This is a genomic window from Falsiroseomonas sp., from assembly GCF_030695085.1.
Lineage (GTDB): Bacteria > Pseudomonadota > Alphaproteobacteria > Acetobacterales > Acetobacteraceae > Falsiroseomonas.
In genome coordinates this window covers 16,083-32,727 of the sequence record NZ_JAUYTS010000073.1, presented here as the reverse complement: position 1 = coordinate 32,727, position 16,645 = coordinate 16,083, and the positions used below count along the sequence as shown (strand labels likewise).

Genomic DNA, 16,645 nt, shown 5'->3' with positions numbered 1-16,645 from the left:
AGCGCCGCCGCAACCCGCGCGAATCCCTGTTATCCGAAGGGTTTCAAGCCTCACTCAGGAGCCTCCGCCGGCATGTCCGACGCCGCCGCGCGCGCCAATCCGCCGAATCCCGCGCTTCCCGGGAATGGCGACCCGAATCCGGGTGCCGATGCCTATGACAGCGCCTCCATCACGGTGCTGCGGGGGCTGGAGGCCGTCCGCAAGCGGCCCGGCATGTATATCGGCGACACCGATGACGGCTCCGGCCTGCACCACATGGCCTTCGAGATCATCGACAATGCCGTGGACGAGGCCCAGGCCGGCTTCGCCACCACCTGCGACGTGGTGCTGAACGGCGATGGCAGCGTCACCGTCACCGATGATGGCCGCGGCATTCCCGTGGACATGCACGCCGAGGAAGGCGTCTCCGCAGCCGAGGTGGTGCTGACGCGGCTGCATGCGGGCGGCAAGTTCAACCAGAATTCCTACAAGGTGTCCGGCGGCCTGCATGGCGTGGGCGCCGCGGTGGTGAATGCGCTGTCCGAATGGATGGAAGTGCGCATCTGGCGCGACGGGCGGGAGCATTTCATCCGCTTCGAGCATGGCGACACGGTGCAGCCGCTGAAGATCGTGGGCGAGTCCTCGCACATGCACGGCACGCAGGTGACCTTCAAGCCGGCGGCGACCACCTTCACCAAGACCGAATACGAATACCCGATCCTGGAACGCCGCCTGCGCGAACTGGCCTTCCTGAATTCCGGCCTGAAGATCTCGCTGCGCGACGACCGGCACGTGCCGGCGGTGGAGGCGCATTTCGAGTTCAAGGGCGGCCTCGTCGCCTTCGTCGAATGGCTGGACCGCAGCAAGGAGCCGATCTTCAAGCCGCCCATCAGCCTCGTCACGAAAGCCACCGAAGGCATCCGCGTCGAGCTGGCGATGTGGTGGAACTCGAGCCCGCATGAAGTGGCGCTCTGCTACACCAACAACATCCCGCAGCGCGACGGCGGCAGCCACCAGGCCGGTTTCCGGCAGGCGCTGACCCGCATCGTGATGAAATACGCCGAGGATCTGGCGAAGAAGGAAAAGGTCGAGCTGATCGGCGACGACATGCGCGAGGGCCTGACGGCCGTGCTGTCGGTGAAGGTGCCGGACCCGAAGTTCAGCTCGCAGACCAAGGACAAGCTCGTCAGTTCCGAGGTGCAGCCAGTGGTGCATGTGGCGGTGGCGGATGCGCTGTCCCACTGGTTCGAGACGCATCCGAAGGAAGCCAAGCTGGTGCTGGAGCAGGTCGTGCTCTCGGCCGCCGCCCGCAAGGCGGCGCAGCTCGCGCGCGACAAGGTCGGCCGCAAGAACGCGCTGGATATCTCCACCCTCCCCGGCAAGCTGGCCGATTGCCAGGAGAAGGACCCGGCGAAATCCGAGATCTTCCTGGTCGAGGGTGACAGCGCGGGTGGTTCCGCCAAGCAGGGCCGCGACCGGCGCTTCCAGGCGATCCTGCCGCTGAAGGGCAAGATCCTGAATGTCGAACGCGCGCGGATGGACAAGATGCTGTCCTCCGCCGAGATCGGCACGCTCATCACCGCGCTTGGCACCGGCATCGGCACGGGGCCGGAGGATCGCGGCGGCTTCTCCGCCGACAAGCTGCGCTACCACCGTATCGTCATCATGACGGACGCCGACGTGGACGGCAGCCATATCCGCACCCTGCTGCTGACCTTCTTCTTCCGCCAGATGCCGGCGCTGATCGAGCGCGGGCATCTGTATATCGCGCAGCCGCCGCTGTACCGGGCGAAGCGCGGGAATGATGAGCGGTACCTGAAGGATGACCGCGCGCTCGAGGATTTCCTGATCGAGAAGGCGCTGTCCGGCGCCCGGCTGCGCTTCGCCGATGGCCGCGAAGTGGCGCGGGATGAACTGACGGAGGAGGTGGAGCGCCTGCGCCAGGTGGCCTCCCGCATGCGCCGCCTCGCCACCCAGGTGCCGGCGGGCATCATCGAGCAGGCGGCCGTCGCCGGCGCGCTGACGCCCGATGCGGACCGGGCGCTGGCCGGTGCGGCGCTGCTGGCAACGCGGCTGGACGCGCTGGCACCGCCCTCCGAACGCGGCTGGAAGGCCACGGCGGATGGCGCCGGGCTGCAATTGTTCCGCGTGGTCCGCGGCGTGACGGAACGCCACACGCTGGACCAGGCGGCGCTGCGCAGCGCCGAGGCGCGCTGGCTGGATGAACGGCGGGAGGTCTTCGCGCGGGACTACGCCGGCGGCCCGGCCATGCTGGCCTTCGATGCCACCGAAACCACGCAGCACGGCCCGCTGCTGGCCTTCGACCGCGTCCTGGCCCAGGGCCGCCGCGGCCTGACCATCCAGCGCTTCAAGGGCCTGGGCGAGATGAACCCCGACCAGCTCTGGAAGACCACGCTGGACCCGGCCGTGCGCACGCTGCTGCGCGTGCGGGTCGAGGATGTGGAGGATGCGGAGCAGGTGTTCTCCACGCTGATGGGCGACGTGGTGGAACCGCGCCGTGAATTCATCGTCGGCAATGCGCTGAAGGTGGCGAACCTGGACGTGTGAGCTTGCGGGCCCGCGACCGCATCCGGAACGCCAGCCTTCACGGCGCCCGGGTGCAGGCCAGTGGCACGGCAAGATCGCAGATCAGTCCTGTCGCCTCCCAGCCCATGGAAATCGTGCCGCCCAGCTGCGCGCGAAGCGTGTTGGTCAGGACACGGAACCCGAAGCCGCGCCGGTCCGGCGGGCCGTGCAGCCGTGGGCCGCCACTTTCCACCCAATGCAGCCGGAGGACGCCATCCTCCCCGGCCTTCCAGGACACCCGCAGCCGCCCTGTCTGGCTGGACAGGGCGCCGTATTTGGTGGCGTTGGTCGCCATCTCATGCAGCGCCATCGAGAAGGGCTGCACGACGGTCGCCGGGAGCATCAATTTGGGCCCGTCGAGTTCCGCCTGTGGGCCGGAGCTTCCATCGAGGTAGGACGCCAGCTCGTCCCGCAGCATTTCAAACAGGTCGGCCCCCTGCCACCGATCCGCCGCCAGCATGTTCTGCGCCCGCGCCAGCGCCGCCACCCGGCCCTCAAGCACCTGGACGAAGCTCGGAACGTCCGGCGCCTTGGTCAGCCGCAGCGCAGCCTGCAGCACCGCGAGCATGTTCTTCGCGCGGTGGTCGAGTTCCCTGGCGAGGAAATTCTGCTGCTCCGCGCCATGGCGGCACTCCACCAGCGCCCGCTCCAGTTCCTTTTCCTTGCGCCGCATCTCATCGAGGCTGCGGAACCGGGCCACCGCCGCCGCCAGCAGGTTGGCGTAGCCTTTGAGGAACAGGATATCGGTCTCGCAGAATTCGCGAGGCTCGCGGCTGTCCACCTGAAGGATGCCGAAGGGCGCCTTTTCCTCACTGCCCAGGATGGCGACGTTCATGATGGCCCGGACGCCGTGGTCCTTCAGGAAATCGGCGTATTCAAAGCGCGTCTCGTCTTCGATGTTGGCGGAGATCGTCGGCTCCCCGGTTCGCAAGGCGTGGCTTTCGGACGAACTCTCACTGAGCTTCATGGTGGCCACGCCGACCACGCCTGGCTTCCAGCCAACGCCCGCGCGGACCAGCAGGGTTTGCCCATCCGCCTGGAGTTCCACAACCTTGGCGAGGTCGGTGCCCAGCGCCTGGCCCACCAGGCGGCAGGCTTGTGTCAGAATTTCATCCAGCCTCTCGCCCTTGAGAGCAAGTTCACCGAATTGCGCCAACGCGGCCTGTTGGCGCAGTAGCCCCTGAATGTCAGCCTCGCGGTCCTGCTCGCCGTCATTCAACGATATTGTCCTCCGTATTGCCGCATTGAAGTCAAGTTCTCCGCTTTATCTTCACGGTCGCCAAGTGCTCCACAAAACGCTTCAGCAAGAATTGCTTTGCCTGGATCATGCCGTGTCCGGGCGACGGTCCTGGTGGACGCAGCGCGCGTGGCCGCCATGATCGCGTCTGCACGCTGGCAGCGGCGATAACGGGCCGGTCGTGGGGGCGTTCCCGCTCAAGCAGGCGTGTTCGCGCAAGGCCGGACCCGAACCCAAAAACACACGCTACGGATCGGTGCGGTCCATGATGGGCTTGGTCAAGCTGGACCTGGCGGCGTTGCGCCGGGACGCGGCCTGGGGCGGGCTTCCCTCCCCCGCCCGCCAGGCGGCACACTCCCCGGCCCGAACCCCTGGCGCGAGACCCCGCATGACCGAACGCTTCCCCGCCATCCCGCCCGACCAGATGACGGAGGCGCAGCGGGAGGTGGCGGCCGCCATCGCCGGCGGGCCGCGCGGGTCCGTCCGCGGCCCCTTCCTGGCGCTGCTGCACAACCCGCCGCTGGCCATGCGGGTGCAGGCGCTGGGCGCGCATCTGCGCTACGGCACCGGTCTGCCGCAATCGCTGGTCGAGTTGCTGATCCTGGTGACGGCACGGCGCTGGACCTGCCAGTACGAATTCTTCGCCCATGCCCGCATCGCCCACGCCGAGGGCCTGCCGGAGGACATCATCAGCGCCATCGCCGAGGGCCGCCGCCCCGATCCCATGCAGGCCGACCAGGCGCTGGTGCATGATTTCGCCGTATCCGTGCACCGGGACGGCAAGCCGGAAGATGCGCTGTATGCGGCGGCGGAGGCCCGGTTCGGCAAGGCGGGCGTGCTCGATCTGCTGGCGCTGGCCGGCTATTATTCGATGCTGGCGATGGTGCTGAACACGGCGGACCCGGCGCTGCCGGATGGCGCCGAACCGCCCCTGAAGCCGCTGTGACCGTGCCGCCGAGGGCGATGCGGGTCGGGCTGATGGTGCCGGCCAGCAACACCACGATGGAAGCGGAAATGCTGGCCCGGCTGCCCGCCGGCTCTGCCATCACCCGCATCGGCATTCCCCGCAGCGATAGCCCGCTGACGCGGGAGACGATGCCGGCCTATCGGGAGGCGGTGGTGGCGCTGGCGGCGCAATCCTTCGCGCCCGGCCAGCATGACCTGCTGGTCTATGGCTGCACCGCCGCCGGCTTCGCGGCCGGGCCGGAGGGCGATGCGGCACTGGCGCGGGACCTGGCACAGGGCGCCGGACTGCCGGTTGTCACCACCGCGCGGTCCATGGTGCAGCGGCTGCAACGGATCGGCGCGCGGACCATCGCCGTGGTCACGCCCTATTCGGATGCGGTGAACGCGCAGCTTGTGGATTTCCTGGCCGATGGCGGCATCGCCGTGCGGCGGCTGGATTCGCTGCGCGCCCCGGACCTGGCGGCGCTCTGCGCGATTCGTGCGCCGGAGGTGGATGCACTGGCGCGCAGGACCATGGGCGCGGAGTGCGACGCGCTGTTCATCGGCTGCACGCAGTTGCCGACCGAGGCGATCCTCGGCGCCCTGGCGCGCGATTTCGGGCGGCCCGTGCTCTCCGCCGTCAGCGCGACGGCGGAGCAGGCATTGGTGACGGCAGCCTAGAGCGTGATCTCCTTAGACTGAAGCGTATCCCGCATGCCTGAGGTAGTTGGCGCACTCTGCGGCGGAGAATTGGCTGAGTAGGGCGCCGATGCGGTTCCAGACGGCGGCGATGGAGCGTTCATCCGCGCGTCGCAGCAGGGTTTTGAGCTTCGCGAACATCATCTCGATGGGGTTGAGGTCCGGACTGTAGGGCGGCAGGAACAGTAGGTGTGCGCCCGCGGCGCGGATGGCGCGACGTATGGCCTGGCCTTTGTGGGAGCCGAGGTTGTCGAGCACCACCACATCGCCGGGTCTGAGCGTCGGCACCAGGAACTGCTGCACCCAGGCCAGGAACAGCACGCCGTTGATGGGGCCGTCGATCACGCAAGGTGCGTCGATGCGGTCGTGCCGGAGTGCCGCGAGGAAGGTCATGGTTGTCCAATGCCCGTGCGGCACATGGGCGACCAGGCGTTGGCCACGCGGGGCGCGACCGTGCGTCCGGGTCATGTTGGTCTTGGCCCAGGTCTCATCGACGAAGACCAAGCGGGTGGGGTCAATACTGGCTTGGTGGCGACGCCAGCGCGCGCGGCGGCGAGCGACGTCGGGCCTATGCTGCTCGGCGGCGTGCAGGCTTTTTTTTGAAGCTGAGGCCTTCGCGGGCCAACCAGCGCCACACCGCACCATAGCCCACGCGCAGCCCTCGCTCGGCCTCGAGCTCGGCGCGCAGCGCGCGGATCGTCAGGTCAGGTGCGGCCGCGATCCGCGCCAGCAGCCACTCGCGCTCGGGCAGCACCACCAGGCCCAGAGGCTTGCCAAAGGGACGCGGTGCAACGTTGCCGGTCTCCCGCGCGCGCTTGGCCCAGCGCGCGGCGCTGGCAACGCTGACAGAGAAGGTTTTGGCTGCCTCACGGCAGCTCGCGCCAGCACCCATCGCCGCGACCACTCGATCGCGTAGATCAACAGAAAGGGGTCAAACCATCGCTGCTGGCCTCCGCCCAGCCAGCAGCTTGAATCAGATCAACGCGCGCGCCGGAATCCCAAAAGCGATTCCATCACCGGGAATCGCGCTCTAGAGCGTGGCGCGCTCACCTTCGTTCACGCGTCACGCTCTAACCTGTTGCTTGATCGCATGATCCAGACCTTCGGTGCGTCGCACCTTCGGTCATCATGCTCTAGATCGGGCAGACGCCGGAGGCGCATTGCAGATGCGCGCCATCCACCGCCTCATGCAGCGCCGGGTCATTGATGCCGGCGACCAGCGCGAGGAATCGCTCCGGCGTCACCTCCTCCTCCGGCAGGTATTCGTAGCCGAGCTCGTTGTCCGGGCGGCTCGGCAGGATGGCGCAGCAGCGGATCTGCGGCTGATGCGTCAGCACCATGTCGCGGAAATCGGCGATGTCATGCTGATCCGTGTAGATCTTCAGCGTGTAGGACACCTGGTTGCCGCGCTCGGCGCCGATCCAGTGGCGTTCCAGCAGCGACAGCCAGCGATACTGCGCCTCGGGCGAGGCTTCCGGCGCCGTCACCAGCTTCTCGCCCAGGCCCAGCCGCTCGATCAGCGACAGGGTCGGGAAGCCGACGATCGACATGCCGGGGAAAGAGGACAGGCTGCGGATCGGGTAGCCGCGCGCCTCATACTCGGCCAGCAGGCGGTCGCTATCCGGCGTCCAGCCGCCATCCTCCGCCCGCACGCCCTTGAACTGCACCCAGCGCAAATAGTGGCGCCGCGCCGGCAGGTGGGCGCCCTCGGTCAGGCCGAACAGCTTGCTGGTGGTGCCGGCCGGCTTCACGGTGGTGACGGTGTGCGGCGATTCCAGGCCGAGTTCCTGCGCGTAGGAGTCTGCCTCCTCCTTCGCCGCATCCGACAGGCGGTCGAGCATCGTCCAGAAGCCGGACGAACGCTCCTGGTCCAGCAGCTCCGCGAAGCCCAGGCCGTAGCGCATCCAGGCCCATTCATGCAGGCCGGTCGGGCCGATGCCCATGCGGTTGGTGCGGGCGACTTCGGCGCCATACAGCGCATCCATCAGATTGGCGCGCATCAGGAAGCGCACGCCGAGGCGAACGCTGTCCTCCACCCGCGCATCCCAATCCTCGGCCACATCGGCCGGCATCTCGCCGGGCGTCAGCGCCGCGTGATCCACCGGGCAGGCCAGCAGCGGCGCGAAATCGGCAATCACGCAGTAGCCGCCGGTCACATGCAGCGTGATCTCGCCGCAGGGATTGGTGGTGGCCGGGAAACGGGCGGTGCCAGCACGGCGGGCGATCTCGGCCAGCAGCCCCACGGCGTGGTCGGCCTGGTAGCGGGCGGAACGGACGTCGCGGCCATCCTCATGCACCGGCTTGTCCCAGGCGGTGCCGGTGCGGTGGTCTTCCAGCTTGTCGCCATTGATGAAGCCGGGCTCGCCATTGATGTAGCCGCAGCGCGTCGCTTCCTCGAACACCGCGAAGGCGTGCTGGTCCAGCGGCGCCGTGCTGCCGGCGCGGGCGGCGCGCACGCCGTCCCAGAACGCCGCATCGACCATGACGGAGTTGTTCGCCGTCCACAGCCCGCCTTCGGACTTCACACGGATGAAGCGCAGGATGCCCGGGTCGCGCCAGGATTTCGTCGCCATGCGCGCCGCCCGGCGGGCGCCGCCGACCTGCACTTCGACGGACAGGTGGTGGTCCACCAGCATCGCCTGTTCCCAGGGCTGCATCGTGCCGCGCCGTGCCGGCGCGATCACCTGTGCGCGGAGGTTCACGAAGGCGCGCATCAGCGACAGCGGGCCGGAGGCCGGGCGACCCTGCATGCCGCCGATCGGCGCACCGCAGGGACGGATGGCGGAGAAGTCCAGCAGCAGCGTGCGGTCCGCCGCACCCTCGAACGCCAGGCTTTCCAGCAGCTCAACCGCCTTGCCCCAGCCCTCGCGGCTGTCATCGATGACGTGGCGAATCGCATCCGCCGGCGCCCCGGCCGTGTCGCCTACAAATTCGCGCGCGATCCAGCCGCGCAGATCGGCCTCCTGCGCCGCCGTCATCGACTCGAGCGAGGTGCCCCAGGGCAGCAGGGAGAAATCCAGGCCGAAGCGGTGCAGCGCGGCGCGGCTGGCCGGGAAATCGGCATGCGCGGTGCCCAGATGCAGCAGCAGGTTCGGCGCCTGCGCCCAATCCACCGCCATCAGCTCATCATCATAGGCCCGGCCCACGCCGCTGCCGTTCAGCAGCAGGTAGAACAGGCTGAAGGAGGCCGCGGCGGTGGCGCAGTTGGTGAACACCTCCATGTTCCGGCGCGGCTGGTCCGCATCGCCATGCTGCAGGTGACGGCCGGAGGTGATCAGCGCGCCGGTGACGATGGCATTGCGCAGGCGGCTCAATTCCATCCGGTGGTCCATCCGGTCCGCACGGTCGCCCAGCAGCGCCATGTTGCCGGCGGCGACGCGGTCCGCCACCCGGCCGAAATCCTCGGCGTCGGAGGGGCGGAACACGGTGCGCCGGGCCACCGCCAGGCCCATCCCCGCATCCAGCGCCCGCGCTTTCGCAGGCGGCCCGCCGAAGCGGGCGCCGGGGATGCGGCGGTGGCGAAGGGCGGGGGCGCCGGGCAGTGAACCATCCATGTCGTACATCCTTGGCCGCGCACCGACGCGGCGTTCATCACCATATATAGTGATTCGGATGATCCGTCACCACCAGATGTGGTCACGGCAGACGGAGCCGCCGAGTTGTCTCCAGTTTAGCGCAGGACACGCCCCGGCCGGGGTGACACCTTGGCGTGAGGTCGCCTCAGCCGACCGCCCGCGCCGGCAACGCAGCACTCTGCGCTTGGTCTGCGATGCGGGCGCAGGCCTCCCGCGCCGCCTGCATGACCTTGGCCGCCAGTGCCGCGCGGTCCGGCCCCGGCACCTCCTCGATCCTGGCGGCGATGCCGATGCTGCCGAGAACGCCCCCCTCCGCATTGAACAGCGGTGCGGCGATGCCGATGATGCCCGGCATGAATTCGGACTCCGTGATGCCATGCCCTGCCTCGCGCAGCGCGCGCAGGGCCTGGCGGAAACGCTCCCAGTCACCGCCCAGCCCGGCGGCCTCGATGGTGGCGCGGTGGCGGGCGAACAGGCCGCGCAACTGGTGCGGCGGCAGATGCGCCAGGATCACCTTGGAGGCCGCCCCGAAAAACAGCGGCCGCCGCTGGCCGCGGCTGAACACCCCGGCCGGCGCACCCGGCGCCGGTGCATCGGCCACGCACATCACCGTGCCGGAAAACAGCAGGCAGAGCAGCCCGGTATGCCCCGTCTCCGCCGCCAGGCGCTGCATCGGCGGGGTGCCGCCCGTGGTCACCGGGTCGCATAGCCGCATGGTGCGATCCAGCTCGATGATCCGCGGCCCCAGCATCCAGGCGCCACCCGCCACCGGCGTCAGCAGCCCGGCCGCCTGAAGCGCCTTGATGTAGCGATAGCAGGTGGAGCGCGAGGTCCCGGAGACGCGAATCAGTTCCTCCGTCGGCCAGGCCGGTTCGCCCGGCGTGAACAGGTCGAGCAGGCCGAGCATCTTCTCGAGGCTGCTTGCCCCGCGCCGGGCTTCTGGGTCCGGAGAAAATCCTGTCATGCGAGACAATCCAATAAGCCCAACGCGGCGTCGCGGGCGGGCTGGGAGAGATGAACCATGCCCCAACCCGCTATACCCGCGAAACCGGCATATAACAGGCGCGAACACACATCATTCCGCCAGCCGCCGTGAGGGGTGCCGCATCAGGTCCCTGGGGCGGGTCGCGCAATCTGCCGCGCAAGGCGTTGGCCGCTGGTGAACGCGCCGTGCAGGGATGGCGCCGGCAGCCGGGCCGGATGATGCTGCGCCAAATCACGAGGAGCCGCCCGGCATGTCCACCCCGCGCCACGACCCCGCCACGCTGATCGACCTGGCCCGCGCCCTGTGCGGCGCCGCCGGGCTGGATGCGGCGAAATCCGAGGCGGTGGCGACGACTCTGGTGGAATCGGACCTGCTCGGCCACGCGACGCACGGCCTTGCCCTGCTGCCGCGCTACCTGGATGACGCCGTCTCCGGCGGCATGACGCGGGAGGGGGAGCCGGAGGTGCTGCGCGACCGCGGCGCCACCCTCACCTGGAACGGCCGCCGCCTGCCGGGGCCGTGGCTGGTGCACAAGGCGCTGGATATCGCGCTCGACCGCGCCGCCACGCATGGCACCTGCACCGTCGCGATCGGCGACAGCCACCATATCGGCTGCCTCGCCGCCTATCTGACCCGCGCGACCGATCGCGGATTCATGCTGGTGCTGTCCTCCTCCGCCTCCGCCGCCGCGGCGGTGGCCCCCTTCGGCGCCATCACCGGCGTGCTGGCGCCGGACCCGATGGCGGCGGGCATCCCGACCGATGGCGACCCCATCCTGATGGATGTCAGCGCCTCCATCACCACCATCAACATGGCCGGGCAGTTGCAGAAGGCCGGCGCGCAGTATCCGCACCCCTGGGTGCAGGATGCCGAGGGCAGGCCGAGCACGGACCCCGCCGTGCTGACCCGGGGCGGCACGCTGCTGCCGGCGGGTGGGCTGGACCATGGCCAGAAGGGCTATGCCTGGGCGCTGATGAACGAGGCACTGACCCAGGGCCTGTCCGGCTATGGCCGCGCCGACAAGCCGACCGGCTGGACCGCCAGCGTGCTGTTGCAGGTCTATGATCCGGAGGCCTTTGCCGGCCAGGCCGCCTTCCTGCGGCAGACCAGCCACACCGCCGCCGCCTGCCGCGCCGCCACACCGCGCCCGGGCGTGGCGCGGGTGCGGCTGCCCGGCGAATCCGGCCTGGCGCACCGCCGCGCCGCCTTCCGCGAGGGGCTGGCGCTTTCGTCTGCGATCTGGGACGGGCTGCGCGGCGCGGCGGCGAAGCTCGGCGTCGCGATGCCTGGCTAGCCCGTTCTCCGTGCGCCTTGGCTCCCAGCGACCGGTCCAGCCCCCTGTTCCGGCGCTTTTTCCGGCTCGTCAGGCGATTCCGCCTGACTTGAAAAATGCTCCCGGCTCAGCGCCGCCTCAACGCCGCTGGGGCATGCCGGGGATGCCCTGCATGAGGCCCTGAGGCAGGCCTTGGGGCATCTGCATGGTCTGGTAGCCCTGCGGCCGGCGGAAACGGGCCGGGTCCTGCGCGGCATAGACCACCCGCGTCGCCTCCATGCTGCCGGATTCGCCGCCGGAGGTGCCCTGCGCCCGCAGGGTCACGCCATCGGGCGTGATGCAGGCGGTGCCGCGGTCATTGCCGTCCTGGAAGTTCCAGACAGTGCAGGCATGCCCCGCCACCGTGTCGCGGCCGGTTTGCCGGAACTGGCCACGCGTCGGCAGCCCGGCATTGGCCTGCTCCATCGGGATGTCCATCAGCATGCGCATCTGCTCCATCACCATGAAGCTGCGCTGCGCCCGCTGGTCGGCCACCATGTAGCCCATGCCGGGCAGGTCCACCCGCAGGGTCTGCTGCGCCGTCAGCCAGGACATCGTCATCGCCGGCAAACCGGACTGCGCCCGCGCGCCGGTGACGCGGTAGGTGACGGCAACATCGCGCGTCGGGAACACCTGCGGGCGTTCCTGCGCGGCGGCGTCGAGCGCCGGCAAGGCGGCGGCCAAGGCGAGGGCAGCAAGGCGGGTGCGCATCGCGGTGTTCTCCGTTCATGTCCGGCGGAAGCTCCCCCTCGGTCGCCCTGCCGTCAAGCGATCTGACCCTGCTGTGAAACCGCTTGAAACGGCCTCCGCAAGCGTGCCGGACCTGGCTTCCGCCGACAGCCCAGCGCCTTCATCGCGGAGCCCTCGCTTCCCCCGCGAATTGTCGCAGGGCGCGCTGGCAAGGGGCGAGGCGGCGACGCAGGTCGGGAAATCCTCCGGCGAACTCACCCTGCCTTGGCAGCGGCTACGGGCGGGGCTGGACAGCATCCCGTCCGGCATCCGCGCCGCCTTACGGCTGCAATCCGCGGCAATCCCGTGCCAGGATCGCCGCATGGCCACATCCCCCACCGCACGCCTGCGCCGCCTGTGCCTCGCCCTGCCCGAAGCGGCAGAGGTGGAGGCCTGGGACCAGCCCACCTTCCGCGTGCGCGGCCGCATTTTCGCAATGCTGCACCAGGGCGAACAAGGCCTAGCCGTCTGGTTCAAGGCGCCACCCGGCAGCCAGGAATTGCTGCTGGAGGCGGCCCCGGACCGCTTTTTCCGCCCGCCCTATCTTGGCCATAAGGGCTGGGTCGCGCTGCGGCTGGACGGCGTGGTGGATTGGGAGGAGGCCGCGGCGATGATCCGGCGCAGCTATGCGCTGATCGCGCCGAAGCGGCTGGCTTCAGGCATCGTCCCACCGCCCGAGGATTGAGCCGCGAAACGCATTCTCAGAAGGCGATGCGCCAGCCGTCCTGCCGTTCCACCAGCACCCCCCGCCGCGCCAGCTCCGCCAGCGTGCGGCGGCATTCCGCCGGCTCCAGGCGGCCTTCCAGGAGGGCGACCAGCCGAGCCTCCGACGGCGCCACGCGGCCATAGGCCTGTTCGAAATCCTGCGTCGCGAGCGCGTCATGGTTGCGGACGCAAAGCTCGGCCGAAGCCTCATGCACGGTCTCGACAACCAGGCGCTCGGCGGGGTCGCTGATCCGTTCGAGGCCGTTGACCAGGGTGCGCACCAGGGCAACCAGGCTGAGGCCCGCCCAGGCGGCCAGAAGACGAGGGTAGCCGGATGTCGTCAGGAGCGCCAGAACAAGCGCCAGCGCTTCCCGCAGCCCGGCTTCTGCGGTCGCGCTGACCTTGTAGACCACATGGGCATCCACCCGGAGTTGGGCCATCGGGCCATAGACGGGCGGTTCTAGCAGCCGGGATTCGACACGCTCGGACAGCAGCGCATCCGTCGCGTGCCGCAGATCCTGGAAGGCGGAAAGGATGTTCTCGCTCGCGTCTCTGTTCGCCAGGGAGAGCCGGAGCCCCTCCTCTGCCCAGGCGCCGAGCGCGGCCCTGCGGCGGCCGGAACGTTCATGGATATCCTGGCTGATCTCGAGATCGGACTGCCAAGCGCCGGTCTCGATGAGCGCCGCCGCGTCAGCCCGTCGAAGTCGGTCCCCCATTCTGGTCATGCGTCCACTCCCCCGTGTCGCCTTCGCCAACCTCCCGACCCATGGCTTAGCGCCGGCCCGGCGGATTCAGCCCCGCGGCCCCTAATCCCTTGGACCGGGCGCCAGCACTTCGCGCTTGCCGACATGGTTGGCCGCGCCCACCACGCCGTTCTTCTCCATCTGCTCGATCAGCTTGGCGGCACGGTTGTAGCCGATGTTGAGGTGGCGCTGGACGAAGCTGGTGCTGGCCTTGCCTTCCCGCGTCACCAGATCCACCGCCTGGTCGTACAACGAGGCCTCGCCGTCCGTGTTACCGCCGAGCATGCCGGACAGGTCCGGCCCAGCAGCCTCCTCATCCACCTCGGTCACTTCCTCGATGTAGGACGGCTCGGCCTGTTCGCGCAGGAAGGCGACGACGGCTTCCACCTCCTCATCCGTCACGAAGGGGCCGTGGACGCGGCTGATGCGGCCGCCGCCGGCCATGTGCAGCATGTCGCCCTGGCCCAGAAGCTGTTCGGCGCCCATCTCGCCGAGGATGGTGCGGCTGTCGATCTTGGACGTCACCTGGAAGCTGATGCGGGTCGGGAAGTTTGCCTTGATGGTGCCGGTGATGACATCCACCGAAGGCCGCTGGGTGGCCATGATCACATGGATGCCGGCGGCGCGCGCCATCTGCGCCAGGCGCTGCACCGCGGCCTCGATATCCTTGCCGGCGACGATCATGAGATCCGCCATTTCGTCGATGACGACGACGATCATCGGCAGCGGCTCCAGCGCCAGGGGCTGGTCCTCGAACAGCGGCTTGTTGGTCTCAGGGTCGAAGCCGACCTGCACGCGGCGGGTCAGCACCTCGCCCCGGTCGCGCGCCGCCACGGCCTTCTCGTTGTAGCCGCCGATATTGCGGACGCCGAGCTGGGACATGGCGCGGTAGCGCTTCTCCATTTCCCGCACTGTCCACTTCAGCGCACCAATCGCCTTCGCGGGTTCGGTGACGACCGGGGCCAGCAGATGCGGGATCCGGTCATAAACAGAAAGCTCCAGCATCTTCGGGTCGATCATGATGAAGCGGCACTCATCCGGGGTGAACCGGTAGAGCAGCGACAGGATCATGGTGTTGATGCCGACCGACTTGCCCGAGCCGGTGGTGCCCGCGATCAGCAGATGCGGCATGCGGGCGAGGTCGGCGATCACCGGTGCGCCGCCGATATCCTTGCCCAAGGCCAGCGGCAGCTTCGCCTGGTGGCGGTGCCAGTCCTCCGCCATCATCATCTCGGAGAAATACACCATCTCGCGCTTGCTGTTCGGCAGCTCGATGCCGATGACGTTGCGGCCCGGCACGGTGGCGATACGCACGGCGGTGACGGACATCGACCGCGCGATATCATCCGCCAGCCCGATGACGCGGGCGGATTTGGTGCCGGGCGCGGGTTCCAGCTCATACAGCGTCACCACCGGGCCAGGGCGGATCTCGGCGATGCGGCCGCGCACGCCGTAATCCTCCAGCACCGTCTCCAGCATCCGCGCATTGCCCTGCAGCGCTTCCTCGGAGGGGCCGCTGGCGCGGCGGGCCGGCGGCGGCGTCAGCAGCGACAGCGGCGGGTAGCGCCAGGTGCCGTCCGGCAGGTCCAGCATGCCCTGGCGTGCATTGGCGACAGGCTTGGGCGGCGCGGCACGGTCCGCCACCCGCGGCGCTGCGGGCTTGCCCCGCGCGGGCGGCGCGGCGGCGGGGCGGGGCGGCACATCCTCCGGCCCGGCACCGCCGGCGAGGGAAGGTTCGCGGCGGCGCGGCAGTGGCGCCTCCTCGACCAGCGCATCGGCGTTGCGCAGCAATTCGGCCAGCGGCGTCTCCCGCTCCCGCCGCCGCCGCACGGCGCCGCCCACGGCGCGGCCGATCGCCCTGAAGGGCCAGGACAAGGCGCGGGTGAAGAAGCCGGGCGGCACACGCTCGCCCATATGGGCCCCCACCTGCCCCCCCACCTGGCGCGCGCCGGCGGCGGTGACGCGGGCGGTGGCGCTGGCGGCGGAGCCGGCCACGGCGCCGGCGCGGCGCCATTCGCCCAGCGTCAGCCCGAGCGCGACAAAGCCGAGCAGCGCGGTCAGCGCGGCCAGCACCACATGCGCGATGCCGGCACCGACCGGGCCGAGCAGGTCGCGCATCAGCCCGGTCAGTGCCTGCGCCATCACCGGACCCGCCGCGCCACCCGGGCCGGCGGCGGCCGGCACATCGGTGGGCAGCGGCAGCAGGATCAGCGTGGCGGCCAGCAGCGGCATCGCCGCCAGCAGGCAGGCCAGCCGCAGCACGAAGGGCGCGAGGCCCCGATGCGTCGCCAGCCGCCAGGCCCAGGTCATCAGGCAGGCCACCAGCAGGAAGGCGGCATAGCCGAAGGCCTGCAACAGCAGATCCGCCGCATGGGCGCCGATCGGCCCGGCCAGGTTGCGGGTAAGCTGGGCGGTGGCGGTGGAGAAGGACGGATCGGCCGGATCATAGCTGGCCAGCGCCAGGCCCAGCACCAGGCCGAACACCACGAGCACCAGCGCCAGAAGCTCCGCCAGCCGCCGCTGCAGGGCGGCCATGACGGCGGGCGAGGCGAAGCGGCGCCCGGCTGCGGCAAGCCGGTCGCCCACGGCCGGGGTGCTGGCGGTGCGGGCCATCTGGGGTGGTTCCTGAAGCTTTACGGGAACTCTACACCGGAAGCCTCTCGGATTGAACGGTGTTGCAATGGGGGCGGCGCCATCGGGCGCGGGGTGTGGCTTGGCTGCTCAGTCTGCCGGGGGTTTGTTGCCGCGCAGCTTCTTCACGCCGGCGCGCAGCTTCTTGCCCTCCAGCCGGCGCATCTGCGCGCCATAGCTGGGCTTGGTGGCGCGGCGGGTCGGCGGCGGTGGCTCGGCCGCCTTGGCCAGCAACTCGTCCAGCCTTTCGCGGGCATCGGTGCGGTTGCGGTCCTGGGTGCGGAAGCGCTGCGCCTGGATCACCAGCACGCCATCCTGAGTGATCCGCCGCCCGGCGAGCGTCGCCAGCCGGCGCGCCATATACTCCCCCATCTCGATCCGCCGCAGATCCAGCCGGAGTTCCACCGCGGTCTCCACCTTGTTGACGTTCTGCCCGCCGGGGCCGGAGGAACGGACGAAGCGTTCTTCCAGCGCGTCATCGGGGATCGGGGGGATGCGGACCATGCCGCCTCATGCCGC

13 protein-coding genes are annotated in these 16,645 nt (G+C 69.6%); 5 read left to right on the top strand and 8 right to left on the bottom strand.

The window, feature by feature from the left end; translation table 11 throughout:
* Positions 1–72 precede the first annotated feature (72 nt).
* Positions 73–2,547, top strand: coding sequence for a DNA topoisomerase (ATP-hydrolyzing) subunit B (gene gyrB, locus Q8S40_RS09220; RefSeq protein ID WP_305670147.1), 2,475 nt, complete (start codon positions 73–75; stop codon positions 2,545–2,547).
* Between the two features lie 37 nt (positions 2,548–2,584).
* Here the strand turns inward: gyrB and Q8S40_RS09215 are convergent, their stop codons facing one another.
* Positions 2,585–3,784 carry an HWE histidine kinase domain-containing protein gene (locus Q8S40_RS09215; RefSeq protein WP_305670146.1) on the bottom strand — a complete coding sequence of 400 codons (1,200 nt, stop codon included), beginning with the start codon at positions 3,782–3,784 and terminating at the stop codon, positions 2,585–2,587.
* A gap of 406 nt (positions 3,785–4,190) precedes the next feature.
* Between Q8S40_RS09215 and Q8S40_RS09210 the strand changes: the two genes are divergently transcribed.
* Together Q8S40_RS09210 and Q8S40_RS09205 are read left to right on the top strand one after the other, a co-directional pair.
* Complete coding sequence (locus Q8S40_RS09210) at positions 4,191–4,748, top strand: carboxymuconolactone decarboxylase family protein (RefSeq protein WP_305670145.1); 558 nt, start codon at positions 4,191–4,193, stop codon at positions 4,746–4,748.
* Positions 4,745–5,428 (top strand): aspartate/glutamate racemase family protein, encoded by a 684-nt coding sequence (locus tag Q8S40_RS09205; RefSeq protein ID WP_305670144.1) that lies wholly within the window; start codon positions 4,745–4,747, stop codon positions 5,426–5,428. The genes Q8S40_RS09210 and Q8S40_RS09205 overlap by 4 nt, the downstream gene beginning before the upstream one ends.
* A gap of 12 nt (positions 5,429–5,440) precedes the next feature.
* Here the strand turns inward: Q8S40_RS09205 and Q8S40_RS09200 are convergent.
* From Q8S40_RS09200 to Q8S40_RS09190, 3 genes are all read right to left on the bottom strand, one after another.
* A protein-coding gene (locus tag Q8S40_RS09200) for an IS630 family transposase (RefSeq protein ID WP_305670162.1) occupies positions 5,441–6,338 on the bottom strand; the annotation gives its coding sequence in 2 pieces (ribosomal slippage) (positions 5,441–6,046 and positions 6,048–6,338; 897 coding nt in all).
* 241 nt (positions 6,339–6,579) lie between these two features.
* Positions 6,580–9,000, bottom strand: coding sequence for a recombinase (locus tag Q8S40_RS09195; protein WP_305670143.1), 2,421 nt, complete (start codon positions 8,998–9,000; stop codon positions 6,580–6,582).
* A gap of 166 nt (positions 9,001–9,166) precedes the next feature.
* Positions 9,167–9,985 carry an IclR family transcriptional regulator gene (locus tag Q8S40_RS09190; RefSeq protein ID WP_305670142.1) on the bottom strand — a complete coding sequence of 273 codons (819 nt, stop codon included), beginning with the start codon at positions 9,983–9,985 and terminating at the stop codon, positions 9,167–9,169.
* Between the two features lie 271 nt (positions 9,986–10,256).
* Between Q8S40_RS09190 and Q8S40_RS09185 the strand changes: the two genes are divergently transcribed.
* Complete coding sequence (locus Q8S40_RS09185; protein WP_305670141.1) at positions 10,257–11,300, top strand: Ldh family oxidoreductase; 1,044 nt, start codon at positions 10,257–10,259, stop codon at positions 11,298–11,300.
* A gap of 117 nt (positions 11,301–11,417) precedes the next feature.
* On the opposite strand, the gene Q8S40_RS09180 is transcribed toward Q8S40_RS09185, so the two are convergent.
* A complete protein-coding gene (locus tag Q8S40_RS09180) occupies positions 11,418–12,029 on the bottom strand; it encodes a hypothetical protein (RefSeq protein WP_305670140.1) in 612 nt (203 codons plus the stop codon).
* A 169-nt stretch (positions 12,030–12,198) separates the two neighbouring features.
* Between Q8S40_RS09180 and Q8S40_RS09175 the strand changes: the two genes are divergently transcribed.
* Positions 12,199–12,732 (top strand): MmcQ/YjbR family DNA-binding protein, encoded by a 534-nt coding sequence (locus tag Q8S40_RS09175; RefSeq protein ID WP_305670139.1) that lies wholly within the window; start codon positions 12,199–12,201, stop codon positions 12,730–12,732.
* Positions 12,733–12,748: 16 nt separating this feature from the next.
* Here Q8S40_RS09175 and Q8S40_RS09170 read toward each other — a convergent pair whose 3' ends face one another.
* The 3 genes from Q8S40_RS09170 to arfB all read right to left on the bottom strand — a co-directional run bounded on the left by Q8S40_RS09170 (position 12,749) and on the right by arfB (position 16,630).
* A complete protein-coding gene (locus tag Q8S40_RS09170; RefSeq protein ID WP_305670138.1) occupies positions 12,749–13,468 on the bottom strand; it encodes a hypothetical protein in 720 nt (239 codons plus the stop codon).
* Positions 13,469–13,558: 90 nt separating this feature from the next.
* On the bottom strand, positions 13,559–16,108 hold the full coding sequence (locus tag Q8S40_RS09165; protein WP_305670137.1) for a DNA translocase FtsK 4TM domain-containing protein: 2,550 nt from the start codon (positions 16,106–16,108) through the stop codon (positions 13,559–13,561).
* Between the two features lie 108 nt (positions 16,109–16,216).
* Entirely contained in the window at positions 16,217–16,630 is a 414-nt protein-coding gene (gene arfB / locus Q8S40_RS09160) for an alternative ribosome rescue aminoacyl-tRNA hydrolase ArfB (protein WP_305670136.1), read from the bottom strand.
* Between the last annotated feature and the right edge of the window lie 15 nt (positions 16,631–16,645).